25 protein-coding genes are annotated in these 26,723 nt (G+C 34.0%); 8 read left to right on the top strand and 17 right to left on the bottom strand.

The annotated features are described in order from the left end of the window. Nucleotides 1-81 precede the first annotated feature (81 nt). Nucleotides 82-834, top strand: a complete 753-nt coding sequence (locus Q1A60_RS09145) for a lipocalin family protein (protein ID WP_299765998.1) — start codon at nt 82-84, stop codon at nt 832-834. 286 nt (nt 835-1,120) lie between these two features. After that, a complete protein-coding gene (locus tag Q1A60_RS09150; RefSeq protein WP_299765996.1) occupies nt 1,121-1,909 on the top strand; it encodes a hypothetical protein in 789 nt (262 codons plus the stop codon). Between the two features lie 66 nt (nt 1,910-1,975). Here Q1A60_RS09150 and Q1A60_RS09155 read toward each other — a convergent pair whose 3' ends face one another. The 4 genes from Q1A60_RS09155 to Q1A60_RS09170 are packed head-to-tail and all read right to left on the bottom strand — an operon-like array spanning nt 1,976 to nt 4,922. Then, nucleotides 1,976-2,695, bottom strand: coding sequence for a head GIN domain-containing protein (locus Q1A60_RS09155; RefSeq protein WP_299765994.1), 720 nt, complete (start codon nt 2,693-2,695; stop codon nt 1,976-1,978). A gap of 22 nt (nt 2,696-2,717) precedes the next feature. Beyond that, nucleotides 2,718-3,803 carry a hypothetical protein gene (locus Q1A60_RS09160; protein ID WP_299765992.1) on the bottom strand — a complete coding sequence of 362 codons (1,086 nt, stop codon included), beginning with the start codon at nt 3,801-3,803 and terminating at the stop codon, nt 2,718-2,720. A 23-nt stretch (nt 3,804-3,826) separates the two neighbouring features. Beyond that, the gene (locus tag Q1A60_RS09165; protein ID WP_299765990.1) at nt 3,827-4,378 is read right to left on the bottom strand and encodes a hypothetical protein; all 552 of its coding nucleotides are present in this window, start codon (nt 4,376-4,378) and stop codon (nt 3,827-3,829) included. Then, on the bottom strand, nt 4,344-4,922 hold the full coding sequence (locus tag Q1A60_RS09170; RefSeq protein ID WP_299765989.1) for an RNA polymerase sigma factor: 579 nt from the start codon (nt 4,920-4,922) through the stop codon (nt 4,344-4,346). The genes Q1A60_RS09165 and Q1A60_RS09170 overlap by 35 nt, the downstream gene beginning before the upstream one ends. 421 nt (nt 4,923-5,343) lie before the next feature. Between Q1A60_RS09170 and lon the strand changes: the two genes are divergently transcribed. The 3 genes from lon to cmk all read left to right on the top strand — a co-directional run bounded on the left by lon (nt 5,344) and on the right by cmk (nt 9,740). Continuing rightward, nucleotides 5,344-7,794, top strand: a complete 2,451-nt coding sequence (lon, locus tag Q1A60_RS09175; RefSeq protein ID WP_299765987.1) for an endopeptidase La — start codon at nt 5,344-5,346, stop codon at nt 7,792-7,794. Nucleotides 7,795-7,949: 155 nt separating this feature from the next. Continuing rightward, nucleotides 7,950-8,966 (top strand): type IX secretion system protein PorQ, encoded by a 1,017-nt coding sequence (gene porQ / locus Q1A60_RS09180; RefSeq protein ID WP_299765985.1) that lies wholly within the window; start codon nt 7,950-7,952, stop codon nt 8,964-8,966. Nucleotides 8,967-9,047: 81 nt separating this feature from the next. Then, nucleotides 9,048-9,740 (top strand): (d)CMP kinase, encoded by a 693-nt coding sequence (gene cmk / locus Q1A60_RS09185; protein WP_299765983.1) that lies wholly within the window; start codon nt 9,048-9,050, stop codon nt 9,738-9,740. 134 nt (nt 9,741-9,874) lie between these two features. Here the strand turns inward: cmk and Q1A60_RS09190 are convergent, their stop codons facing one another. The 4 genes from Q1A60_RS09190 to Q1A60_RS09205 are packed head-to-tail and all read right to left on the bottom strand — an operon-like array spanning nt 9,875 to nt 15,015. Continuing rightward, nucleotides 9,875-11,335 carry a TolC family protein gene (locus Q1A60_RS09190; RefSeq protein ID WP_299765981.1) on the bottom strand — a complete coding sequence of 487 codons (1,461 nt, stop codon included), beginning with the start codon at nt 11,333-11,335 and terminating at the stop codon, nt 9,875-9,877. Next, the gene (locus tag Q1A60_RS09195) at nt 11,332-12,684 is read right to left on the bottom strand and encodes a biotin/lipoyl-binding protein (RefSeq protein WP_299765977.1); all 1,353 of its coding nucleotides are present in this window, start codon (nt 12,682-12,684) and stop codon (nt 11,332-11,334) included. The genes Q1A60_RS09190 and Q1A60_RS09195 overlap by 4 nt, the downstream gene beginning before the upstream one ends. Nucleotides 12,685-12,689: 5 nt before the next feature. Beyond that, nucleotides 12,690-14,336, bottom strand: coding sequence for an ATP-binding cassette domain-containing protein (locus Q1A60_RS09200; RefSeq protein ID WP_299765975.1), 1,647 nt, complete (start codon nt 14,334-14,336; stop codon nt 12,690-12,692). A 1-nt stretch (nt 14,337) separates the two neighbouring features. After that, nucleotides 14,338-15,015, bottom strand: a complete 678-nt coding sequence (locus tag Q1A60_RS09205; protein ID WP_299765973.1) for a TetR/AcrR family transcriptional regulator — start codon at nt 15,013-15,015, stop codon at nt 14,338-14,340. Between the two features lie 127 nt (nt 15,016-15,142). Between Q1A60_RS09205 and Q1A60_RS09210 the strand changes: the two genes are divergently transcribed. Further along, nucleotides 15,143-15,457, top strand: a complete 315-nt coding sequence (locus tag Q1A60_RS09210) for a hypothetical protein (protein WP_299765971.1) — start codon at nt 15,143-15,145, stop codon at nt 15,455-15,457. Nucleotides 15,458-15,470: 13 nt separating this feature from the next. Here the strand turns inward: Q1A60_RS09210 and Q1A60_RS09215 are convergent, their stop codons facing one another. From Q1A60_RS09215 to Q1A60_RS09250, 8 genes are all read right to left on the bottom strand, one after another. Continuing rightward, nucleotides 15,471-16,364: an alpha/beta fold hydrolase gene (locus Q1A60_RS09215; protein WP_299765969.1), complete on the bottom strand. Its 894-nt coding sequence runs from the start codon at nt 16,362-16,364 to the stop codon at nt 15,471-15,473. A 136-nt stretch (nt 16,365-16,500) separates the two neighbouring features. Next, entirely contained in the window at nt 16,501-16,665 is a 165-nt protein-coding gene (locus Q1A60_RS09220) for a hypothetical protein (protein ID WP_299765967.1), read from the bottom strand. Nucleotides 16,666-16,860: 195 nt separating this feature from the next. After that, on the bottom strand, nt 16,861-17,583 hold the full coding sequence (locus Q1A60_RS09225) for a YebC/PmpR family DNA-binding transcriptional regulator (RefSeq protein ID WP_299765965.1): 723 nt from the start codon (nt 17,581-17,583) through the stop codon (nt 16,861-16,863). A 56-nt stretch (nt 17,584-17,639) separates the two neighbouring features. Further along, nucleotides 17,640-17,921 (bottom strand): 4a-hydroxytetrahydrobiopterin dehydratase, encoded by a 282-nt coding sequence (locus tag Q1A60_RS09230; RefSeq protein ID WP_299765963.1) that lies wholly within the window; start codon nt 17,919-17,921, stop codon nt 17,640-17,642. A gap of 113 nt (nt 17,922-18,034) precedes the next feature. Beyond that, nucleotides 18,035-18,745, bottom strand: a complete 711-nt coding sequence (locus tag Q1A60_RS09235) for a membrane or secreted protein (RefSeq protein ID WP_299765961.1) — start codon at nt 18,743-18,745, stop codon at nt 18,035-18,037. A gap of 221 nt (nt 18,746-18,966) precedes the next feature. Then, the gene (locus tag Q1A60_RS09240; protein ID WP_299765960.1) at nt 18,967-20,811 is read right to left on the bottom strand and encodes a PLP-dependent transferase; all 1,845 of its coding nucleotides are present in this window, start codon (nt 20,809-20,811) and stop codon (nt 18,967-18,969) included. A 272-nt stretch (nt 20,812-21,083) separates the two neighbouring features. Beyond that, nucleotides 21,084-21,497, bottom strand: coding sequence for an EthD family reductase (locus Q1A60_RS09245; protein ID WP_299765959.1), 414 nt, complete (start codon nt 21,495-21,497; stop codon nt 21,084-21,086). 291 nt (nt 21,498-21,788) lie between these two features. Next, nucleotides 21,789-21,992, bottom strand: coding sequence for a hypothetical protein (locus Q1A60_RS09250; protein WP_299765958.1), 204 nt, complete (start codon nt 21,990-21,992; stop codon nt 21,789-21,791). Between the two features lie 506 nt (nt 21,993-22,498). Here Q1A60_RS09250 and Q1A60_RS09255 point away from each other — a divergent pair. After that, nucleotides 22,499-22,897, top strand: a complete 399-nt coding sequence (locus Q1A60_RS09255; protein WP_299765957.1) for a hypothetical protein — start codon at nt 22,499-22,501, stop codon at nt 22,895-22,897. 114 nt (nt 22,898-23,011) lie between these two features. Beyond that, nucleotides 23,012-24,469, top strand: coding sequence for a hypothetical protein (locus Q1A60_RS09260; protein ID WP_299765955.1), 1,458 nt, complete (start codon nt 23,012-23,014; stop codon nt 24,467-24,469). Nucleotides 24,470-24,830: 361 nt separating this feature from the next. Here the strand turns inward: Q1A60_RS09260 and Q1A60_RS09265 are convergent, their stop codons facing one another. Continuing rightward, nucleotides 24,831-26,624, bottom strand: coding sequence for a WG repeat-containing protein (locus Q1A60_RS09265; protein WP_299765953.1), 1,794 nt, complete (start codon nt 26,622-26,624; stop codon nt 24,831-24,833). Between the last annotated feature and the right edge of the window lie 99 nt (nt 26,625-26,723).

Here is a 26,723-nt window from a genome sequence, read left to right on the forward strand (position 1 = left end):
TAATATTATAGTATTTTAATAAAAATAGAGTAGAATATTTTACTTATGTTTGCGTTTCCAAGTTTACAAAACTATACAAGAATGAAAAAAATATCCTACTATCTTCCCTTTCTTTTATTATTTATGACTTTTGCCTTTATTTCTTGTGATGATGAGCAATTAGAAGGTGAATTTTTCAGCACTCCAGATGGAAGTGATCCAGAAGTTTTTTGTCAAGAAACAGGACCTCTTGCTATCGCGGAAGCACAACTAGCACTTTTAGGTTTAGATCCATCTGAAGCACAGGCAGGGTGTGATGCATTTATAGCAACTATTAATAGTTTTATAAATACATGTGGTGATGAAGGAGGAGGATTACAATTATTATTAGATGAATTAGGTACTGATTGTAACCTTACGACTGATGGAGGTGACGGAGACGATGACGACGATGATGATGATGATGGAACTATAGATCCGATTGTTGGTGAATGGGCCTTAGTCAGATCTGTTGATTTTTTTAATGATATGGAGAATGAATTTTTAGCTAATGATTGCTCCGAACAAAGCAGACAAATTTTTGAAGAAAATGGATCATATAGTTTTACAATGTATGATATTCCTAATAGTGAGTGTGTAGTTTTATCTTCAACAGATTCAGGCACATGGGCTAATATGAATGGTAATTATCAAGCAAATTATGATAATGAATGTATTGGAGTTGATTGTACCAATTCAGATGAACCTTCAAGTATTATACTTGTAAATCAAAATACGCTAAGAATTCAGTTTGACGGGGAAACAGTTGATGGCGAGTTAGTTGAGTTCTTTTTTAGAGAATACACTAGATTGTAATTGATGACTTAGTTTATCGTAGAAATAAGTCGACAGCCTCTAAAATAAATAATTCAATCCAGTGAAGCTTGCTTTACTGGATTTTTTTATTACCTATAAATTAGATGTTTCATAATCTTTTTACTAGTGTATTAGTAATTAAGAAATAGGTATAAATACGTTCGTACCTTTTATGAAATTAATAGTATTTATAAGATACTATCCTGACACTGTTAGTCTAGCATCTTTGATAAGAGTAGAATATTTTACTTAAGTTTGCGTTTGAAGTTTACAAATCTATATTAGAATGAAAAAAATATCCTACTATCTGCCTTTTATTTTATTAGTTACAGCATTAGCCTTCGTTTCATGTGATGATGAACAATTAGAAGGTGAATTCTTTAGTACACCTGACGGAAGTGATCCAGAAGTGTTTTGTCAAGAAACAGGACCTCTTGCTATCGCAGAAGCGCAACTAGCACTTTTAGGTTTAGATCCATCTGAAGCACAAGCAGGATGTGATGCATTTATAGCAACTATTAATAGTTTTATAAATACATGTGGCGATGAAGGAGGTGCGTTACAAATGTTATTGGATGAACTAGGTACTGACTGCAATCTCGTAACAGGAGGAGATGATGATGATGACGGTGTGAATATTGTGGGTAGAACGTATTTATTAACCACTTTTACAACTACGTCTGAGTTAGATTTTAATGGAGATGGAATTGCAACGACAGATCTTTTAGCAGAAACAGGATGTTTCCAAAATGAAACGATATTTTTTAATGATGAAACAAATGCCACTGCAATGTCTACTTCATTTTTAAATATTGTAGTTGAAGAAGATTCCAATGGGAATTTGGTTCAGTTGTCTGAATGTATTGATCAAGTTGAGAATACAGAAACTGGTTATGTGCGAGATGGTAATACTTTAAATTTTGATGATTTTGGAGAAGAAATTCCAGGTATAATATCAGGAAATCAAATTATATTCTCTTTTACCGATGCCTTTTTAGGAGAGTTTATTAATGATACTGGTGATGGTACGGTTGAAGTATCTGAAGATTTAGTTATTATTTACACTGCTCAGTAAAATTAAATATATATAAAGTAAAAAAACCTCGCATTGCGAGGTTTTTTTTATGTGTATATCATGTTCTTAGTGCATTGAGATTTTACCAGAACCAGAAACCTTTGTATCCTGCTTATCTGGATTACCGTAATATTCAACATCTCCAGAACCACTTACACGTGCTTTGATGCTTTTACTACAATATACTGCAACGTCTCCAGAACCTGCAACACTTACATACGCATTATCTGCTTTTAAATCTTTTGCGTGTACTTCTCCAGAACCAGCAACACTAGCTTCTATATCTCTACTATTACCTTTTAATGTAAGATCACCAGAACCTGCTACACTTGCATCTATAGAATCTACGTCTAGTTGTAATATAAGATCACCAGAACCTGCTACGGATGTTTTAAAATTGGTAGCCTTGATCACATCTTTCGTCCAGACATCTCCAGATCCAGCAAGAGTTACTTCATTTAAATCCTGAAAAGGAACCGTGATTTTGATCTTTTTTGAAGAACGTATGTTTTTGTTGTTTTCTACTTTAATTTTAAGTGCATTTCCTCGTACTTCAGTAACAATATATTCTAATAGATTGCTATCTCCTTCAATAGTGATCGTACCTTCTGTACCCGCGACAAGTTCTACGTTAAATGATCCTCCTACGTTTACTTCGTCATAGGTTCCTACAGAACGAGTAATTGTTGTAATGTTACCATTTCCTTTAACTCCTTTGCCCCACCATTGCGCTTGTACTTGAATAGCTGATACTAGAATAAGACAGATTGTGATTACTTTTTTCATAATGTTTGATTTTTAGATTGATTTATATTTTAGTGAATGTTACGCCTCCGTATTCAGAGTTGATGTTTATGTTATTTTGACTATTTGCATTACCATGATATCCTTCGTAGTATTTATCTGAAGACTCAATACGTTTTTTGGTAAACTCTAGATCATCTTTACCACCAAGTCCCGCATACTCTAAAGAGATATTAAATGTAAAATTATATTGACTGTTATATCCTAATTTGATTCCTGTATAGTCACTTTGAATGATGACATCACCTGCAGAAGCACTTAGCTCATTAATTCGTACAGAGCCGTAGTTTGTATTCAAGTTTACATCTCCTTGTACCGTTTCAAATGTGGTCGTTAAATGATCCCCTCTTCCCATCAGATTACCAATAGTATCTATTTGTAATTTTCCAAACTCACATGCATAGTTGAGATTTTCAATAACTCCAAATACACTTGTAGTATGTTCTGCATTAAGTTCTATAGTACCTGATTTTTCTATATTAAAACTGGAGTGTTTTGTTTTAATTCGACCACTTTTTATATATTCTATAGTTGAATTACCAACATAATCAAGTGCTAAACTATTATTATCTGCTAATAGTTCTCCCAATGAAAGATTCCCATGTTTACAATTTATTTTAGTTACTCCATTAGTCTTGTTTATATAAATATTCCCAAATTCATTATCAATATCAAGATCGTTCGTTACAGGAACTTTTACCTCATAACGTATTTCCATATTGACATTGCTACTTTTCCAGCTTTTCCACCAAGAACGTCCTCCTTCTTTATTAAACTTTGTAACAGCGCTTACAAGACCATCACTTCCATCAAATTCTACATCAATTTCATCTAGCTTTTCTTGAACTCTTTCTTCATTATTACCATTTGTTTTAATAAAAACTTCAATAACGGTTCTGTTTTCATCCCAAGAGATAATATTTACATTCCCATAACTATTGTCTATTTTAAGACGTGCATCTGGGTTTACAGTAAATTCTTTTTTAACTTTCTTCTCTTTGGTGTAGCGTCCTTTAAAACCATTGTATGCAAAGGCAACCGTAGGTATAGAGATTAAAATAAATAATAATGTGTAGATTTTTGTTTTCATAGTATGTGTATGATTAAGGCTTCTTATAAGGTAGAAGCTTTTAATTCATTTAAATTTTTAATAGCGTCTATATGTTCTAGTACTTGCTGTAAAAGATCGATTCGGTTTTGGAAATTACTAATCATTGCATAGATTACTCTTTTGTCTTGACCGCTTTCTGCAAGATCACTTTTTAAGTTGTCGTAATCTGCTTCTAGTGTTGCAAGTCTTTTTTTAGCATCATCTATAACGGCTTGTGTCTCTGGAGTTGCTTGCTCATTAATTTCAAACAATTCTTTTTCTATGGTCTGCGTAAAGAATTGCTGTGTTTGTTCCATTTCTGGAGATACATCGGCAAGTTCTCTTACATCAGTATCTACATTTCGCGAAAGCGTAATCATAAACACTAAAGCAATACTTGCAGCAACCGCTAGTGGTTTCCACCAGTTAAGTTTACGTACAGGTTTTTCTTGTACAGGCTGTATACTCTGTAACTTTTCTAAAAATCGAGATTGATGGTCAGTGCTTGGTTCTGCAGCACTAAGCTGACCTTCTAATCGATCAAATAGTTGTTCTATATCGTCCTTCTTCATCATTTTTTAATAATTTTCGTAAACTATCTTTTGCTCTAGAAACCACGGTTCTACAATTAGCATAGCTTACATTTAATATCGTACTCATCTCTTCATAATCATATCCTTCGATGAGGTGTAGAGATAATGCTTGTCTATAATTATCTTTAAGATGACTCATTGCTTTCACTACTTGTTGTGCTTTGACAGTACTTAAATCTGTTTCGGCAATACCGTCTGCATCATCTTCAATACGGTATAAGTGATCTTCTAATGGTGTTTCATCTAGTCGCTTTGAACGCTGGTAACTATTTAAGCTTTTATTCACTACGATTCGTTTTAACCAACTTCCAAAGGAAGCATCTCCTTTAAAGCTATCTAACTTTGTAAATGCATTGAGAAATGCTTCTTGCATGACATCTTCTGCTTCGGCGGTATCTTTTACAATATGCAATGCTGTATTGTACATCGCTTTGTAGTAGCGGTTATACACTTCTAGCTGTGCAGGTTGTTCTCCACGTTTACACATGGGTAGGAGATCATTAATATCGCGATTGGTTAGTGTCACTTTATGGTTTTGGTTATTTCTGTTATAAAGATGTGTTCTTTTTTAGTTTGTTACACTTTCGTGAAAAAATATTTGAAACAAATTGTAATTAGGGCACTTTAAAGATAATGAAGCTACTGTTTTTAAAGGTGTTGCCTGCATTTTTTCTTTTTATATTTTATAAATTACATAAAAGATTCTTAGTAAGAATACGATATTGATGCAGGTGAGTTCGCTTTCGCGAAAGCGGAAAAAAGAATATTGAAAAGAATAAAAACATCTTTTTAAATTCGCACAAACTGGCACAACAATTGACTTCTATATAGAGAAGATAGTGTATATATGTAGGTTTATATATACATTCCTTTTAATACGTTAGTAATTAATTGATAAATGAAACGTCTACTGAAACAAAAATGTGACATTATGACGTATATATAATATGGCAAAACCAAAATTTACAACGCTTGACAGATTGTCATTGCAAGATATAGATGGAGATGCGGAGTTAATCCCCTTAATGACTCCAGAAGATGAAGAAGCGATTAATAAAGAAGAACTTCCTGTGAGTATTCCTATTTTACCTTTACGTAATATGGTATTATTTCCAGGTGTTGTGATTCCTATTTCTGCTGGAAGAGATACCTCTATTAAACTTATAGATGAGGCTAATAAAGGAGGAAAAATCGTAGGTGTCGTTGCTCAAAAAGATGAGGAGGTAGAAAACCCTACGGCAGACGATATTCATAAAGTAGGTGTGGTGGCACGTATTTTACGTGTACTTAAAATGCCTGATGGTAATGTTACGGTAATCATTCAAGGAAAGAAACGTTTTGAAATCACAGAAGTGACTTCAGAAAAACCATATATGATGGCGCGTATTGCTGAATATCCAGAAAAACGCCCAGCAAAAAATAATAAAGAATTTAAGGCAGCGATAGATTCTATACGGGACTTATCGTTACAAATTATTCAGGATTCTCCTAATATTCCTTCGGAAGCTTCTTTTGCGATTAAAAATATTGAGAGTAATTCCTTTTTGATCAACTTTGTAAGTTCTAATATGAACCTTACAGTTTCTGAAAAGCAGCAGTTGTTGGAAGTAAATGATCTTCATAAACGTGCTTTAGAAACGTTGACATTTATGGATTTAGAGCGTCAAAAGCTAGAACTCAAAAATGATATCCAGAGTAAGGTGCAAAGTGATATGAGTCAGCAGCAACGTGAGTATTTCTTACATCAACAAATGAAGACCATTCAAGAAGAATTGGGTGGCGTATCATCTGAAGATGAGATTGAAGAAATGCGTATGCGTTCTAAAAACAAGAAATGGGACGAAAAAGTAGCAAGGCACTTTAAGAAGGAACTTGCGAAGATGCAACGCATGAATCCGCAAGTTGCAGAATACAGTATACAGCGTAATTATCTAGATTTATTTTTAGACTTACCATGGAATGAGTTTAGTACAGATAAGTTTGATTTAAAACGTGCTAAGAAAATATTAGACCGTGATCATTATGGTCTTGATGATGTAAAACGTCGTATTATAGAATACCTAGCGGTATTGAAACTTCGTAACGATATGAAGTCTCCTATCTTATGTTTATACGGACCTCCAGGTGTTGGTAAAACCTCTCTTGGTAAATCGATAGCAGAGGCATTAGGAAGAGAGTATGTACGTATGAGTTTAGGAGGATTGCGTGATGAAGCAGAGATACGCGGACATCGTAAAACCTATATCGGAGCGATGCCAGGTCGTATCATCCAAAGTCTTAAAAAAGCAGGAACAAGCAATCCTGTTTTTGTACTTGACGAAATAGATAAACTTAGCGCAGGAAACCAAGGAGATCCTTCTTCTGCGTTGTTGGAAGTCTTAGACCCAGAACAGAATAGTGAATTCTATGATAACTTCTTAGAAATGGGATTTGATCTTTCTAAAGTGATGTTTATCGCTACATCAAATAGCTTGAATACGATTCAGCCAGCATTACGTGATCGTATGGAGATTATTAATGTGACTGGATATACGATAGAAGAAAAAGTAGAGATAGGAAAACGTCATTTATTGCCAAAGCAATTAGGAGAGCATGGAATGAATGATACTCAGCTTAAGATTGCAAAACCACAACTAGAAAAAATTGTGGAAGGATATACACGGGAATCTGGAGTACGTGGCCTTGAAAAACAAATCGCAAAAATGGTACGCTATGGTGCAAAAAATATAGCCATGGAAGAAGATTATAATGTCAAAGTAAACAACGATGATATTATTGAAGTACTTGGATCACCTCGCTTAGAACGTGGTAAATATGAAAATAATGATGTGGCTGGTGTAGTCACAGGACTTGCTTGGACACGCGTAGGGGGTGATATCTTATTTATAGAGTCGGCATTATCTAAAGGAAAAGGATTGCTGACTATTACTGGAAACCTTGGGAAGGTAATGAAAGAGAGTGCTACTATTGCAATGGAGTATATCAAGGCTAATGCAGAAATGCTTGGATTAAAACCAGAGGTATTAGACTCATATAATGTGCATATTCATGTACCTGAAGGAGCAACTCCTAAAGATGGACCTAGTGCAGGAATTACTATGTTAACGTCATTAGTGTCTTTATACACACAGCGTAAAGTGAAGAAGAGCATCGCTATGACAGGAGAGATTACATTACGAGGAAAAGTATTACCTGTAGGAGGAATTAAAGAGAAAATCCTAGCGGCAAAACGTGCTAAAATTAAAGAGATCTTATTGTGCGAGCAAAATAGAAGAGACATTGAAGAAATTAAAGAAGAATACCTCAAAGGACTTACATTTCATTATGTAAAAGATATGAGCGAAGTCTTAGAATTAGCACTCACAAAACAAAAAGTAAAGAATGCTAAAAAGCTATAATTATTAATATACTTATAAATGTAAGGGCGAGAATATATTCTCGTCCTTTATATTTTACGCTCCTGTCAAAATATATTATACTTGTATGCGTTTTGAAATAGTACATTTTATAGTATTATAAATTCAAAGAGTGTATAAAGACTAGAATACATTGCATGCAGAAATATATATTATTCGTAGTATTTTTAATATCCACCTTTTGTCATGCGCAGTTAGGGGGTCGTGCTACCTATCAATTTCTGAATTTATCAACGTCACCTAGACAAGCAGCACTAGGAGGGAAGGTCATCACAAACTATGACTATGATCCTGATTCTGCGCTCTACAATCCCGCTACTATTAATTACAGGATGGATAATCAACTGTCTGTAAATTATGTCAACTTTCTAGCAGATATTAATTATGGGACAGCGAGTTATGCTTATTTATGGGACAGACGTACTCAAGTAATTCATGCGGGTATTACCTATATTAATTACGGGACATTTGACGGAAGAGATGAAAACGGAAATCCAACAGGCGATTTTAGTGGAGGAGAAGCAGCTTTATCTTTTGGATATGCTGTAAATATTCCTCGTACAGATTTTCACATCGGTGCTAATGTGAAATTTATTACATCCAAATTAGAACAATTTACCTCTGTAGGGGTCGCAACAGATCTTGGATTTATTTATAATTATGAAAAATGGGATCTAAATATCGCTGCGGTTGTTCGTAATTTAGGAACGCAGATTACTCCGTATGTAGATACTTTTGAAAAATTGCCACTAGAGATAGATGCAGGAATCTCTCAAATTGTACCTAATGTACCTATACGATGGCATCTTACTTTTGAAAACTTGCAATTGTGGAATATCGCTTTTGAAAATGAAGCAAGAGGTATTACAGACCTTGATGGAAATACCACAGGAGAAGAAATAGGTATCCTAGATAATGTTATTCGTCATACCATTGTAGGAGTTGAATTGTTCCCTCGAAGTGGCTTCAATATCCGATTAGGATATAACTTCAGACGTAGTGAAGAATTACGTATTATCAATCAGCGTAGCTTTGCGGGTATTAGTGCTGGTATCGGGATTAAGATCAATAAGATTCGTTTTAACTACGCCTATGCACGTTTTAATAGTGTAGCTTCAAGTAGCTTATTTGGGTTGAATATTGATTTGCAGTAAAACATAGTTTTACAATAAAACTCCATATTATTTTATCCCTCCAGTTCTAATTTTTACTTTCGTAGTCTTAATAACACTTTCGTGAAAATCACCATTGCCATAGACGGATATTCATCCACAGGGAAAAGTACAGTTGCTAAACAGCTTGCTGATTGGCTTGAATACATATATGTAGACACAGGTGCGATGTATCGCGCTGTGACCTTATTTGCCATGCGTGAAGGATTGATAAGCGATGGTTTTTTTGATAAAGAACTCTTGATTAAGAAGTTGGATGCTATTACGATCACTTTCGTGAAAAACGTTTCTACCGGAAAAGCAGATGTATGTTTGAATGGTGAAAACGTAGAAAATCACATCAGAACCTTAGAAGTTTCTTCTTTTGTAAGTCCAGTAGCAACCGTCTCAGAAGTACGTGCAAAATTAGTAGAGCAACAACAACGGATGGGAGAGGAGAAAGGCATTGTGATGGACGGACGTGACATTGGTACCGTTGTTTTTCCAAATGCCGAACTCAAAATATTTATGACCGCTAGTGCTGAAGAACGCGCTAAAAGACGCTATAACGAACTCTTAGAACGTGGTGATTCTATAACCTATCAATCTGTGTTAAGTAATGTCATAGAGCGTGACACTATCGATACTACACGTAAAGATTCACCCCTTGTCAAAGCTGAGGACGCTATAGAAATAGACAATACAGAAACCAATATTGAAGATCAGTTTCATACGATTTTGCAACTCGCAAAAGATCGTATTGCTAAACGTATTTAGCTTTTAGCTGATAGTATGTAGCTATTAGTCAGTAGCTATTGATGCTTACTAAACTGTACTTGTCTGATTAAAACGATCACTTTTAAGTTGGTAGCTATTAGAATTTACGTTCCATAATGCGGGTTAAAAGAATATTATAATACAGGGCGTACTCCTATACTTTTAAAGAGTTTTGCTTTTGCTTTCAAAAATCCGTTTTGCGTTTTATTTCTTTTTAAATAGGCATCAATCAGACTCTTTTCACGGGAGTTCACTAAAAATATAGAACTCTCACCTAATTCAAACTTACGTTCTTCTCCTGTGAGTAGTACTTGATAATTGGTAACAATATCAGTAATAAGAGTATTTTGTCTTGTGTATGAATCAAGCTCTTGATAAATGGCTTTCACACTATTTTGAATATTTGTTTCGGTAGCTATTACATCTAATTCTGCATCGCGTATTTTTAGTTTTGAAAGCTTTAAATCTCCACGTTCTTTCCTTAAAAATAATGGAAAACTAAAATTAACACCCCCTTTGTATTGATTTGCCAAAAAGCTATTTCCTATGTCAGGAGTTGAGGTAAGAAAATTATATTCCAGTTTTAATTTGGGTAACAATTTATTTGCCTTTAACGTACGATCTACCTGCAATCCTTCTAATTTTAGATTTAGGGATTGCAGCTTTGGATGATTTGTTACCGTAAAAGTTTCTAAGGATTGCCCTGCAATTTGTAGCGTAATATCTATTTCATTCGAAATGTCCAGATTAGGGATTACGTTTTGCTCTAATTCTAAAGGGGTTTCCCCATTCAGCCATAAGAAATTTGACAGGCGCATTCCTGCGTTAAATAGTGTTACTTGTGCTTGTTCTAGACTTAATTGCCTGTTTTGCAATGATATTAAAGCTTCTGTTTCGTCAATTTGTGCACTTTCTCCTACTTCTACATTTTTCTGAATTCCTTCATATCTCAGTTGTGCGTTGCTTACAAATTGCTCAAAAGTAATGGCATCTTGGTAGGCTTGTAACCAATTAAAATAGGCTAAAGAAGCATCATAGATCACTTGGTTTACTAATAGATCTCGATCTGCTTGTGTTTGTTGTCTAAAGAATTTGGCTTTGCGCAAGGTTGCCATACGGTCATTAATCCATAGTCCTTGCGCAATATCTATAGACACTCCTGCAGCAAAAAGACCTTCTTCTGGAACATTTCTCTCTGGATTAAGAAAAACCCCTTCATTACGCTCAAATCCAGCTTTTAATTCGATACCATACCAAGTAGGGATTTTGAGTTTTGCATCCAGAATATCATAATACTCAAGATCTTTAAAATCCTTACGACTGTAATCTGCTTCTAATTTTGGATCAAAGCCACCACGTGCTTTTAAGACATTCGCCTGTCCTTCAGTGAGCACCAATTCTGCTTGTTTTACTACAGGATGAAACTGTTTCACATATCCTAAATACTCTTCAAAACCTAATATTTTCTTAGCTTTTGGGAGTTGGGTTGTTTGCGCTCCTGCCTGTCGTGCTATATTTTGAGCACTAGCAGCAGACAGGTTCGCGAAAGCGGACCCTAAAAGAAACATGAATGTATACAACACTATTTTCATCATTTTGATGCTGTCTTTTTGGTTGCTGAATCTGCTTGATAATAATTAGGTGGAAACCCATTGAGTTGTCTCCAAAGCTCAAACCAGATAGGAACATCTTCTAGTAAGGCAATAGAACGTGCTCCAGAACCAGCGCGAAGTGCCTCTGGCCATGGCTCCTCATTAGGATCTGGTGCAATTAATAATCGGTATTTACCGTTGTCGCTAATAAATCTTTCTACAGCAACAATTTTACCTGCATAGGTTCCTGTAGATACATTAGGCCATCCACTAAAGATAATAGCAGGCCATCCATCAAACTGAATACGAACATCACCTCCTTTATGTGCCAATGGCAAGTCTATAGGATTGATAAACATCTCTACGGCAAGATCTGGATTGTCGGGCATGATATTAATGAGTTCATCTCCTTCTTTAAATGTTTGTCCAACACCAGCCTTAATTGCTTTGTTAAGATAACCGCTTTGTGGTGCACGCACATAATATAAGCTATTTCGAATTTGATAGTTGGACAGCGAATTTTCAAGTTTTGTTACTTGCGCTTCGGCATCAAATCCACTAGAAGAAGCGGTAAATTTATCACTTTGTGCCTTTGAAATCTTATCTGTATATGCAGCTTGAACACGTGTGATTTCTACTTGTGCATTGATCACATTGTTTTTACTAGTAAGCAATTTATTTTTCTGAGAGATTAATTTTGCTTGTGTTTCTTGCAATTTTAATCGTTTGTCTTCTACATCTCTTGTCGCTTTAAGACCTTCGGCTTGTAATTGCTCAGTACGCTTATATTGACGTTCTGCTATCGTTAGATTTGTTTTTGCAGCTTCCAGATCTATACTATCACTTTGTACTTTAAGTTTTGCTTGTAATAATTTATTACGGGCTTGCTCTAGTTTGAGTACACGTTCTCTTTGCAAAGCGACCACCTGATTGTTAAGTGCATTTACTTTCCCTTGATAAGCTATAACAGAACTTGATTTTGCATTGATTTGTTGTTCTGTACGAGCGATTAAATTAGGATCGAAATACTCATTTTTAATTTCAGAAATATGCATGATCGTATCTCCTTCATTTACAAAATCTCCTTCTTTTTTATACCACTTTTCAATACGTCCAGGAATTTGAGATTGTACCGTGGTAGCACGTTGTTCAGGGCGTAAGGTGGTGAGGTATCCTTTTCCAGTAATATTTTGTGTCCAAGGAAGAAATAATATAATAAGACCTATGAAAGAAAAGGTCAGTAAAAATCTATTGAAATGCTTAAAATGTTTTTTGTGCATCACCTTAGATATAGCCTTATATTCTTTAAGGTCTACTGTCTTATTTAATTTGTTTTCTGCAATATTAAGCATGGTTCTTATTTTTTAATGATAGATCCTTTTTCTACAATAATGTGGTTGTGACAAAATTGTTTCCATTTAGGGTTTTGACTTACAACCAAAAGTGTCCAAGGATGTTCTTTTCCTGCTAGGAATTGAATTAATTTTTCTGCTTCGGTTTCGCTAAAATGATCTAAAGGGTCTTTTAAAATGAGTAGTTTAGGCTTACGAATAATACTACGTGCTAATACAATTTTCTTTGAAATGGTATAGGGAATTTGCCTTCCTTCAGGATAGATAATAGTTTGTAATCCATTGTCTAGACTTTTTACAAAATTCATGAGTCCTGTTTTTTCTAAGGCCCATTGAATTTGTTTTTCTGAAATAGTAGTATCTCCAAAAGTGATATTTTCCCTTAGCGTTCCTTCAAAAGGAGATTCTTCATTTAAAGACTGGCCGATATACGATCTATAATGATTTAAATGAACACTTTTTAATGACCGATCATTTATAAATATATCACCGGTACTAGGCTCAAAAATACCAGCAATAAGTCTTAGTAAGGTTGTTTTACCAGAACCTTGTGGTCCTTGTATCACATAGTTTTCCCCAGGTTGAAGTGTTAAGGAAACATCTTTTAAAATATGCTTATAGCTTACATCTTTTAGTTCAACAACAAGCTGTGTCTCTTCATCTATAATAAGGTCTCCTTTTTGAGGTTCTAGCTCTTTATCTACGACTTGTCCTATCTTTTCAAGCGAAGTCAATACATCATATACAGACTCTAAACCTGTAATCAATTTTTCGACAGAACTAATCACTAAAAGAATAATAATTTCTGCCGCTACAAACTGACCAATATTCATCTGTTGGTTCAGTACTAGAATTCCGCCTATAAGTAAGAGTCCAGCAGTAACAAGGACTTTAAAGCCAATCATTTGCATGAATTGAAGTACCAAAATTTTAAAGTGGCCTTCACGTGCTCTTAAATATTCTAAAACCAATTTGTCATTTTTTTCAAGAGCTAAAGAGGTTTGACCAGAGAGTTTAAAACTCGTAATAGTTCTGGCTACTTCTTGAATCCAATGTGCTACTTTATACTTTTGTTTAGACTCATCAAGACTTGTATCTAATCCTTTTTGAGCAGTGAATTTAAAAACGAGATAGACTAAAAAGATAAGTAGTACTCCATAAATAATAAAGAACGGGTGATAAAAGGATAATAATAAGAGTCCAAATGTGATCTGTAAAATAGCTGCTGGAAAATCAATTAAGATTTTAGGTAAACTTTTTTGTATAGTTAATGTATCAAAAAAACGGTTAGCTAATTCTGGAGGGTAAAAATCACTCAATTCGCTCATCTTAATTTTTGGAAATCTATAAGCAAACTCAAATGAAGAACGAGCAAATAGTTTTTGCTGTACATTTTCCAGTATACGCATTTGCATAAGTTGTAATGCGCCAACAAAAATGGTTCCTATGGTTACTAGAATAACTAATATGACCCAAGAAGTACTGAGTTGAGCTCCTTGAAGTAAGTTAATAATGGCTTGTATTCCTAAGGGAAGTGATAAACTTACTAATCCTGCAAAAATGGCATAAAAAATAATTTGTTTAATGTCTTTTCGATCTAATTGTAATAAACCAGTAAGACGTTGGGTAGCTGTAAGAACAGTTTTAGCCATGTTATTTTAAATTTAATGTATTGTATACTAAGTGTGTAAAATAATCAGTAGGAGATACGGTATCATCACAATCTGTGATAGAGGTAAAATGCTCCTTTAAAAAATGTTGGTGTAGTGTGCCTTCTAAGACCGTACTTGCTAAACTAGCTGGGTATAGGTACGAAGGGTTTACGTCATGTATGATTTCGCGTAAGCGTGTCACCAAACGTTTATAAATTAAAAAATAACCTTCTTTATTTTCTGTATCTACCTCCTTAGTGAGATATGATTTAGAATACTCACTAATGATAATCTTACTAAGGATCACTTCGTTAATATGAGAAAAATTAGAATCTTCTTGAATTACCTGTGTCACAACTTCTAATGTCCTTTGTAGCTTTTGTTGAGGATCATTGAGTGCCGCTGTAGAGAATACCAAGCGATACTCCATCCATCCCCAGTACCAACTCGTTAAATACAGTAATAATTTATGCTTATTCTCAAAATATCGATAGATAGAACTTTCATTAGAACCAATATGAGTTCCCAGTTTTTTAAATGTAAACTCCTCAAAGCCTAGCTCACCTATTAAAATGATACTGTTTTCAACAATACGTTTCCCTAAATCTGAAGATTCAGGATCTTTTACGTATAGTTTTTCGTGTATGTTAATTTTTAGATTTTGGAGTAATCGATCCATGTTCTGATATATTTGATTTCAAAAGTAATAGTATTACTATCAATAATAAATAGTTTAACTCGCTTTTAACGTGTGTAACTATCTTTTGTGTTTAATTTTGAGACCAATTCATTAAAAAAGATATGTCATGATGTTATTAAATGTGGTGTCGTATAGTGCTAAGCAAGCAAGAGAAATCGTTATTTATTTACTTGATAATAAGTTTATTGCGCAAGCGACTATAGGAGAGAGGGAATTGTATGAGCTCAATGAACAGCATGAATTAGAAGGTTCAAAGAAATTTGTGATTAAGGGAATATCTAAAGCGCTACTTTTTGATACTATTAATAAGAAATTAAGAAAAAAGTACCCAAATCAGATGCCTACCGTATTAGCAGAACCCCTCATATATATAGATTCAGAACAAAATGAAATGTTTTTAGAACGTATTGTAAAGGTGTAATTAGACTGAATATTTATTGTCTTTCAATAAACTTCATGATTGCATTTATATATGGTTTACCTCCTATATCAAACAGATTGTAATGATTAGCACCTTCTACAGGATAAAAGGTTTTATCTGTTGATTTTAGATTCTCAAAAAGTGCTTGTCCATAGTTGAAATTGATATTAGGATCATCTGTACCATGTGCTAAAAATATAGATTGGTCTATTTTTTTTACAGCATCTATAGGGCGTACTTGCATGGGGTCAAATTTTCCAATTTCTCCAGCGCGTTTTAAGGCATGTTCACATATGGGTTTAAGACCCAATCCAAAAGAATAGCGTTTTTGATAATCATATACAATGGTATTTAAATCTGTAAAGGTACTTTCTATAACGCCAAAGTCTAGTCTAGGTTCTATAGAGAGTGCTTGTAAGGCAACGGCACCTCCCATAGAATTTCCCCAAATGCCGATAGGTATATTAGGATAGCGTTGTTTTACTTCATTTACAATGACAGAGACATCATACTTTTCATAGAACCCATAGGATATGTACTGTCCGTCACTTTCGCCATGCCCACGAGCATCGTAGACTACAGAAGCAATGTGTTGCTCAGCTAGTGATTTAGCTAAATTGTAAAAGTGTTCTTTCCCACCTCCAATTCCATGTAAGAGAAGCATAATACTTTTAGGTGATGTCTTTTCAGGGGTAATCCAATAGCCTTTTAAGTGTAGACTATCATTGATCGTAAAAGATGCTTCTTCAGCTTGTAAGCCTATTTCTGAAGGAAGGGTAGTTAAAGGTTGTTTGTGACGTGATATAATAGCATATGGTAATACGTGATGCGTTATATAAAGTACTGCAGCAGTCAAGAGCATTAAACTTATTCCTGCTATTTTACGCTTTCTATATTTCTTTGCCATAGTGCTATTTTAAAGAATGACTGTCTGTAAGACTCATTTTTGAATAGATGGTTACAGAATGATAACCTAAAAAAGGTTGCCTAAACATTATTAGGCAACCTCATGAGTAGTATTTTATACTTTTAAGATGATCATTTTAATCACAAAGAACTTGATAACATTGTGGTACTAAAAAATCATTACCATCTCGTATTGCTGTTTGAATACATCCAATCACTGCATTGTGACATTGTTTACCATTAATTAGTTTCGCAAGTGATGTTGGAATTTCATACGATTGTAGATTCTTTAATGTTTTCATTTTTTACATGTTTTAAATTAATAATGCTCTAAAACTAATCCCCCTTTTTTTCTACTACAAATAGTAGTGTCCAAGATTCATGAATATTCACAACTTTATAGGATGCACGAATATAATTTACCACATTAGAATAATGCTATATAAAAAAGAGCCATCAATTTTGATGGCTCTTTTTATTATGGATGTATCTATTTCTTATTCTTCATCAGAGGCTTCCATGGTATGGAAAACATTCTGGACATCATCATCTTCTTCTATTTTATCTAATAACTTGTTGACATCGGCTTCTTGTTCTGGTGTCAACTTTTTCGTCACCTGAGGGATACGGTCAAATCCAGAGGAAATGATTTCTATTCCACGCTCTTCTAATGCTCCTTGGATAGCTCCAAAGCTTTCAAAAGAGGCATAAATATGAATGCCATCTTCATCTTGAAAAACTTCATCGGCACCATAATCGATAAATTCTAGTTCAATCTCTTCTACATCTTGACCTTCTGCATTGATACAGAAGTTACAGGTATGATCAAACATAAAGACAACCGATCCAGAAGTACCTAAACTCCCATCACATTTATTAAAATAGGAACGTACGTTTGCAACGGTACGTGTATTATTATCTGTAGCAGTTTCTACAAGAATCGCAATACCATGTGGTGCATACCCTTCAAAAACCACTTCTTTATAATCTCCTTGACTTTTATCTGAAGCACGTTTAATAGCGCGTTCTACATTGTCTTTAGGCATATTTACAGCCTTGGCATTCTGAATAACAGCACGTAATCTAGAATTACTATCAGGATCAGGACCACCTTCTTTTACCGCAATTACAATATCTTTCCCAATACGTGTAAACGCTTTAGACATAGCGCTCCAGCGCTTCATTTTACGCGCTTTTCTAAATTCAAATGCTCTTCCCATATATAATCTTAGTTAAGGTCTGTAAAAATAATAAAAAGTAAGACTTTTCAAAATAGTTATGCATTGAGAATATCTTCAATTGCAGCAGCTAATTCAAAATCATTTTCGGTGACGCCACCATGATCGTGTGTAGATAATGTAATCGATAATTCATTATAGACATTACTCCAATCAGGATGATGTTGTAATCGCTCTGCTTCAAAGGCAATACGTGTCATCGTAGAAAAAACTTCTCTAAAATTTTCAAATTCTAAACTGGTATGAATTGCATTGTCTTCATATTCCCAATCTGGAAAATCTTCTAAGCGATCTTTAATCTGTGCTTCTGTAAGTTTCATAGCTGTTTCGTTTTATAATTTGTAGTATCTAATGTACATAATTCCGCTTTCGCGAAAGCGTACTTAAGAGAAAAATAACATAGAATTGAGTGTGGTTTATAAATGATACGGTATTAGTGCCTGATACTCCAAATCTCATAAATGGGATTTCCTTTACTGGAAAGCCCTGAGTGATGCCAAGCGTCATCAATAAGTTCATAGGTAAATGCTAGACTACGATTTGCTTTAGAATCATCTCTAGAGAAAAATTCAATGTTTTCTGTGTACGTACCCTCTTTGGTGGTGTAGGTACCACCTCCTGTGCCCATAAATTGTTTGGTTTCTGTATTATATGCAATCCATTGAAAGCGAGTTCCTGAGAGTATTTTTATAGTTTTTCTTGGTCTGCTGGTATCACGTGTTTGAATGTTACCATCTCGTTTTCTTCCAGACATGAGCCAAGCGCCTTGTAGTTTCCCAGGCGTTCCATCATCTATTCTAGTCAATTTCATATCACTTCCTACTATCTGAAGCGTAGTATCTGTAATAACTACTTTAAAACGTACTTTACTACCGACTCTTTCTGGCGAATCCGTATGAAATTCTACTTGTTCTGTCATGATATCTCCCTCTAAAGACCATGTACCACCATTAGAGTGAATAAAAGCTCCTGTATTTGCGTTATACGTGGTTAGTACTTGATATCCATCTGTAAAAATGACTACGTTTCTTAGTTTTTCGCCACTTGTAGACGTTGTATAACTTTCCCAAGCGCCTATCACATTTTGTGCATTTGTTCCTATATATAAGAACATACTTAAAAGGAGTATCGCTGTATTTTTCATGATGTTGATTATTATGAATTATAAAAATACAACATCTTTACCCATTGTGTATTTTGAATAGATTTCTTAATTTTTCCCCTCTCTGAAGGGTGAATGGAAGAAATCTTTAGTATTTCCTTTAGGATTTGAGGAAAATAATGAAGATTGATTAGGATACTATGACAGTTGTTTTGTCAAAATACACAATGACTTATCTCTATTTACACATAATACATTGATTATTAAATACTTTTAACGAAATCAGAGAATACTTTTTTGTGAAGCTCCAAATCCATCTTTGGTGAAAGGGCAACACGAGCGATATAATCTTTATCTCCTTCTTTTGTGGTTCCTTGTGTTGAGGTTGCAGGAATAGTCCAGTAGCATCCTTTTAATTGTCCATAACTCACACAATACTTACTCTCATTAGGAATTTCTGTAATCATTAAGTTGATAAGCTTGTGATTTAAGGCTCTTTTGTATGCTTCACGTTCTTGGTCTGTAGCTCCTTTTGTTGGAAGGTCTAAAGAAAAAACGGAAGGAGTAAATCCTTGTGTAGCCAATTCTTCTGATACAAAATTGATTTTAGCATCTGGTAAGGTCTTATGGATAAAGTTTACAAATTCGCGTGTATTTGTATATGCATCCTGAATTCGTTGATTCATGGATGGTAATTGTTCTGCTAAGATTTCATATTGAAGATCTGTCGCTTCATTATCGCAAAGCTGTAGATGCATTTCTATAGTTTGCATGAATCCCGCTGCTTTTTTATTTCCTACGCAATATCCAGCTGTACATCGTCCACCACTTGGGAATTTTGATCCGCTGGCATATGAAATAGCACTTACCGTTGAGAGTATTTCGCCTTCTCCTAAAAAGTGTACGTTAGGACAAAATGTTTGATCTAAAATAAAAACAGGAGCAACAGCGGTTTTACCTGTTGCGGTTGTACGCTCTTTTTGTAATGCTTCTTTTAATTTGATAAGGTCAGGAACTTCTACTCTAGGATTTGTAGGAATTTCAGCAATGATATATGGAACAGCATCTTCTTGAGCAATTTTGTCTAAAACTGTATGGATACTTTGTACCATATCATTATCACCATCTACGGGTAAGTCGACAACAGCAACATTGTCAATACATGCTGCCACACGTCTTGCTTGATCATTGGTGCCTCCATAACAATTAGGAGGAACCACAAACTTGATTGCTTTTCCTTTATGATTTTCTAAGGCATCATGCACGAGTCCCATCATAATAGCATATTGAATAGACAATCCACTAGAACCAACCAATGCTTTTGTCTCTGTACCTGTAATTGCAGCAATGGTATCTACTACCTGTGTTTTATTTGCATTCGTATTTTTAGTGCTTGCTTCAATAGGTCTGTTATCTATGATTGATTGTAAGGCCGTATAACAATTGGCTGGAGTCATCGCAATAGTCTCTCTTCTTCGTACGTGTTGAATTTCTGAGATATAGCTTTCGTTTTTCTCTCCTTGTACTAATAACACACTTCCTAAGTGATCATTAAGATTAATATAAAAATCAATGTTTGGATTACGATTTATGGTGTGAATATCATCTTGCTGAGAAATAAAAATGGTACTTCCATCAAACTCAGAGATAGTGGCTATATTTTCAATTTTTTGAACATCAAACGTATATCCATATACACGGTGTAATACATCAACATCAAAAAAAGAAGGAAGCTCTCCTGTGTATAAGATTCGAGTGTTTTTATGCGCCAATACATTTTTCCTCAGAATTGCCAAGATAGGAGTGGTCTTTGATGAAAAACTAATCACGCCTTCTGGAGTTAGATCATACATCTTAGCCAAGGTCCATTCTAATACAGATGATAATGGATGCCCTAATCGAATATAATCAAAGGCAGTAGGTAATTCTTGAAGGGCTTCTAGCGTAGCATTATTCGTTTTATATAAAGTTTCAAACTGCGTTAAAAATGCTGTTTTAGCTAATGCTTCATTATAAATATCGAGTCGATGCGTTGTTAAGTGTACCCAATCTGTAGGGATATTATTTAGTACATCTTTGATGTATGCTTGTAGGTTTGTGTCTTGCATAATTTTCACCTTAACAAAGGCAGGTATTATGTATTAATTTGATTTATTTAAAGTAGTATACAGTATGTTATTGTAGTGTAAAAGACAGTGCGATATACACGTGTCTAAATTACTACAAAAAAGTATTTCTGTCTCCTTTGTCGTAATTTTTAGTGAAAATTATAGCTAATTTTTCACTATGCTTTTTAGCGTCAGGATTTTGTGCATAAGACCAGTAGTAGGAACAACCGTTTTTGCTTTTTTTTTGGACTATATAGGAATTTGTTAGTTGCTTATTGAATAATTTCACTGATTTGAACTACAGGTCTAATATTGGTGTAGTTTGGAATATCCGTACGGATTTTTTCTCCATGTGGACCAAAAGCACTTTCGTAATCTGCGATCGTATCAAAGTATAGATATCCAATCGCTAAATAGGGAGTAGCTGTATCAGAGATTCCTCCAGCAACTCCTTTATCAATAGCTACATGTCGTATAAAAGGACTTAATAAACTATCGACCATAGGCATATGTTTATTGGTATAATAGTCCATATCAAATGTTTTCCAATTGTCGTTTGGATATAAGATCGTCACTTTAATCATTCCTTTTTTAGGAATGAATGTCTCATCGTTTGATGTAGTTTGTTGACAACCAGTAACAAATATGCTGATAACAAGAAGAAGAAGAAGGATGTTTGTTTTCATATTGCTGTGATGTGTTGATTTGATATAGAATACAAATGTAGAATTTATTTTGTGGTAACCCATTGTGCATTTTGAATAGATTTCTTGATTTTTCTCCTCCCTGAAGGGTGAATCGAAGAAATCTTCATTACTTCCTTTAGGGTTTGAGGAAAATAATGAAGATTGATAGGATACTATGACAGTTGTGTTGTCAACATACACAACGGGTTAATGGTATCTATTTTATAGGAATAAAAAATGCAAGACTCTTTTAAAAAGCCTTGCATTACATAGATGTTTTACTTAGAAAGTCTATAATGGAATATAACCTCCTTGTCCGTCACATATTCCATCATATAATGGACATAATGGGTGAACACGACAGCGAACTCCAGCAGAAGCTGTTGGGCATACGGTTGCACAAGAAGTAGGTTTAAGCATACCTCCTTTAATTGCTTTTTGATCGTCTTTAGATAAGCCTTGGGCTCCTTCTAATTTTGAAATTTTTTTTAACATAATAGTAAAATATATAGATGATTAATTTTACCGTGAACAGTTAAAGACACTCATGGTATATGTCTATTCTTGCAAGAATGGTAATAATCTTAAAGTTAGTGATTTAGAGTGTTAATGCCATTTTTTTAGCATTTATTTATAATATGATGCATATAGAATTTCTCTATAGGTTAGAGAGATTATGTCTCTACTGGCTGGTTTGTCTCACTTCTTTGCAATGATTATGCTTAATGCGTTGACACTTAAGAAGTTTCTTACGGTTAGCTATACTTACCTCTTTTTTACAACTCATTTTCTGCTAACTATGTAGGTTGCTTTATACGCTTTAACGCTTCGCTCTCCCTATGGTCGTGAACCTGCCTGCCGGCAGGCAGGCCTCACAAGTTCGCTTTCGCGAAAGCGTATACAATAATCATATATTTTTCATAATTAACATTTTGTATAAAAACGTATTTCCATTATCCAAGTATAAGTTTTATATATTTGGTTTATAAAATTCATCAATTATGTATATCAAAAGGCTCATCACCATTCTTTTCACGATTCTACTTAGTGTCTCTGCAAACAGTCAAAATATCAAGGAAGTTTCTAGATACTGGACGTCATTTGCGCAAACTATCGAAGTACAAACAGATTCTATAAAGAAGTTTAAGATAGTCGCTTATGCAAAAACCGAAACAAGTGATGATAAAGCTTGGTCTGGAGTTTGGGCAAGAGTAGATAATAAACCAGAACAAGGGAGAGGTTTTTTTGATAACATGCGCGATAGGCCCATAAAGACAAATGCGTGGACTGAGTATACGATTGAAGGTACGATAGATGAAAGATCAGAAAAGATTGTTTTTGGAGGTATTTGCATGTACAATGGGAAGTTTTTCTTTGATAAGTTTGAACTCTATATATAAGATGAAGCAGGAGCATACCAACCTGTAGAAATTAAAAATGCTAGTTTTGAAACAAGTGTAACAGATCGCATCATTCCAGATTGGAACCCAGGTATTTCTTCAAAAGAAATTTCTTTGGTAAGAGAATTTACTTCTAGTTCTAATACTGATCGTGTAGATGGGAATTATTCGATTTTAGTAGAAGGAAAAGGGATCTCAGATGCTACTGGAAATCCCGAAGCGCTTCTTCCTAACATAGGTATTTATGTCACATTATTATATCTATTATTAATAGTACTATCCTTTATGACACATGCATCATCTACCGATGATACTACATGGTCTAGGGCTGGAAAGATTGGGTTTCGATTTTCATTTATCTATTTCCTACTCATTATCTTATTTCAAAATAATGGTGCCTATCCTTATTTTGGATATATCTCAGAGAAGCCTGTGGAGTGGATGCAGCAATTTGCTACTTGGTTTGGGAAAGCGGTTGTAGGGATTCCATATGATGTTAATACAGGACCTAATGGTAGTGGGGATACTACCTATGATTACTTGGTTGTTTTTATTGTTTTTATCGTGGCTGTCATCGGTACGTTGATTTGGTCTCTTTTAGATAGAAAACGTTCTAATTATAAAAAACTATACTACTGGTTAACGACTGGAATGCGTTATTATGTGGGATTAATGCTCATTAGCTACGGTTTGATAAAGGTAATTCAATTACAATTTTCATCGCCTAGTTTTTATAGACTCATGGAAACGTATGGGGAATCTTCTCCTATGGGATTAGCATGGACGTTCTTAGGGTTTTCAGAAGGGTATAATCTATTTATGGGAATTGCAGAGGTATTAGCAGGCTTATTGTTATTTAGACGTACGCTTACTTTTGGAGCTGTGATTACCTTAATGACAACCATGAATGTCATGGCTGTGAATTACTTCTTTGATGTTCCTGTGAAGATCATGTCTACGCATTTAGTGATTATGACCTTATTCCTTTTATCACGGGATATAAAGAAAGTAATGCAGTTTTTAGTCACCAACAAAGCGGTAGAAAAATTAACCATTATTCCGCGGCCTCCATTTAAGAAGTGGCTACGCATTAGTTTAGGCGTTTTAAAAGGGGTAATTGTTGCGTATGCCTTAGGTTATGGTTTTTATGATGCTATCGCTTCTAAAGAAGCCTATGGTTTAAATGATCCTAAACCACCATTATATGGCATTTATGAAGTAACAAATTATGTAGTAAATGGTGATACGCTCGTCGATTATAATAGTGATGTACGCTGGAAGGAAATCCGTTTTGAAAGAGCAGGTAGGGCACAAGTACAGACAATGAATAAGAAAAGGGTTAGTTATAGAATAGAACTTGACTCCACCATTCAAAAGATTAAATTCTTCCCTTCTGGGAATGATACTGATTATTTTGATTTTAAGTATACGAAAACAGAAAATACCTTAGACTTCCAGTATATCTTTAAAAATGATACGATCTCTGGAAAAACTAGAAAACTGGGAGGCGATGACTTTTTATTGATTAATCGAGGGTTCCATTGGATAAGTGAACGTCCTTATAATCGATAAGAGATAAGAGATAACAGATAACAGATAACAGATAAGAGATAACGAATAACGAATAACAGATAACAGATAACACGTTAACCATTACAAACACAAGTCCAATTATCTCGTTTTAAAACGACATAGCGTTTTCGCTTCCATGCGTCTGATTTTAGATATACGTTTCGGTAGTAGTCACGTCTTTTTTACGTTTTCTATTGAAGTTCCATGTGTCAAACCACCATTTTCCTAGTACGGAGCATAGTAGGAGGAAGAGAGTTGTGAGTTCTTTTATGGCGGGTTATTCAAGAGCATTCGTCACAGACGAGGGCTAGCGGGGATTAAATCGCTATTATTTTTATACTGTGTTGTAGTGCGTTTATATTTAAGTCTTATTTCCATTAAAATCATAAATGTCATACGGTTCATCTTTATTCAAAGTATGAGAACTAGTTTTTTGAGCATATATCTTCTCTTCTCTTAACTGAATTATATCGTATTCTAATGGGACTATTAATTTATTATTGATATCCATAACACCAAATTTACCACCCATTACATAGGTGTTTTCACCATCTCCGTCTTTATCATAATAGTTAATAACTTCACTGTCTATACTAACTTCTAATAATTTGGAAGAAATAAATTCAATCCAACTATACTTTTTAGGAATAATCACATTGTTATTTATATCTACAATACCAAGGTAATTACCTTTCCAAGAACTAATAACGTATAAACAAGATGTAAAAGAGCCACTTTCATAGTCAGACCACCAATTGTAAGATTCTTCAGTGTTATTATATGAAAATAGTTCTCCTTCTTGTTCAAACCAATTTAAATGATTATCACTTAAGGCTGGTGCTTTAAATACTTTGTAATAGTTTAAGTTATTACTTCTCTCTAAGTAATTATACTCTGAAGGTATTTGGTATTCTCCTTGAGCATTTATTAGACCCCATAAATCAATAATTTCATTTTCATATTCTGTTTGATTTTTTTTTACAACTCTTGTGTATGGTGAGATTTCTTCTTCTTTAGTATAATCATTGTCATCTATGAAAGTATTACATTCAAGAGTTTTTACAACATCAATATTATTCAATTGAAAAAGATAAACTTTATCATCTTTTGAAGCTAATATTGTTTGTTCTTTTTCGAAGACGATTAAGTCTCCATATTTTTTAGGTAAAATTTGATCGTTATTATTGTTTATCAAACCTGTTGTTCCTTCATATGAATTATTATTAGTATAGTAGGAAGATGAAAAAATTTTACGATAATCCCTGTTGACTAGTTCTGCTTTAATTTCAACGATATTGTTTTCTTCAGGTAAATTATAATTAATACCAATTTCAGGTAAAAACCGTGTTTTATATTCTCCACGTGTTTCAAAAATTAAGTTACCCAAAACATCAAAGAAGTATTTTTTATGATAGGTTGTATTATCAAAATCGGTATTTCTCTTTTCATTATCTTTTATTAACCCACAAAAAACATTATGCCTTGCGTAATAATGAATATTATTGAATAAGGGTTCTATTAAAAATGAATTATTTGAAACAATTACACCACATTTCATAAACCTAGCTGTAAAAATATCACAAGTCTGACCTGTGATTAGTTTTTTCATATGTTCATAAAGATATCTATTGGGACTTATTTCAAATGTAGATTTCGTGTCTTCACAGCGACAACTATATCCGCCATCATAGCTTTGTCTTCTATTACTTGTAGTTAATTCTACTTTTCTAAGTTCAAAGGAACCTTTTTGACTCCTACTTTTTATAAATTCTTGGAACCTAATATCTAAACACTTTTCAAATAAAGGATAATACATAATTTGGTTATTTTCTTTCTTTATGGCTCTGAAAGAATCTCCCAAGATATCGAGACGGATTTTGTTCTTATTTTTTGGTTCTATGCTTAGTTTGTTAAATTGCTCAACAACTTTAATCCAGTAATTTAATTTATTATCTAAATCAAATTCCAGTTTAAGACTTTGTTCCAACTCATCAAATGAATATGGGTAAAACTCCTTTAAGCCATTATAAATGAATTTTAATTTACTTTGTGTAGGGTAAGAAGTATTTTCTGTGTTGACTAATCCGATTTTTTTAGAACCAGATTCACTTTTATCTTTTTTCCTTTTACTAAATATGTTTTTAAATATTCTCATCAGTCAAAATGCACTACAACGTTAAATATATGGCAAGTTGGGCAGAAAATAAGCAATTATTTTCGGTTAAGCCACAAGCCAAATCTTTTACATTTTGTT

Source organism: uncultured Dokdonia sp., assembly GCF_947492535.1.
Classification (GTDB): domain Bacteria; phylum Bacteroidota; class Bacteroidia; order Flavobacteriales; family Flavobacteriaceae; genus Dokdonia.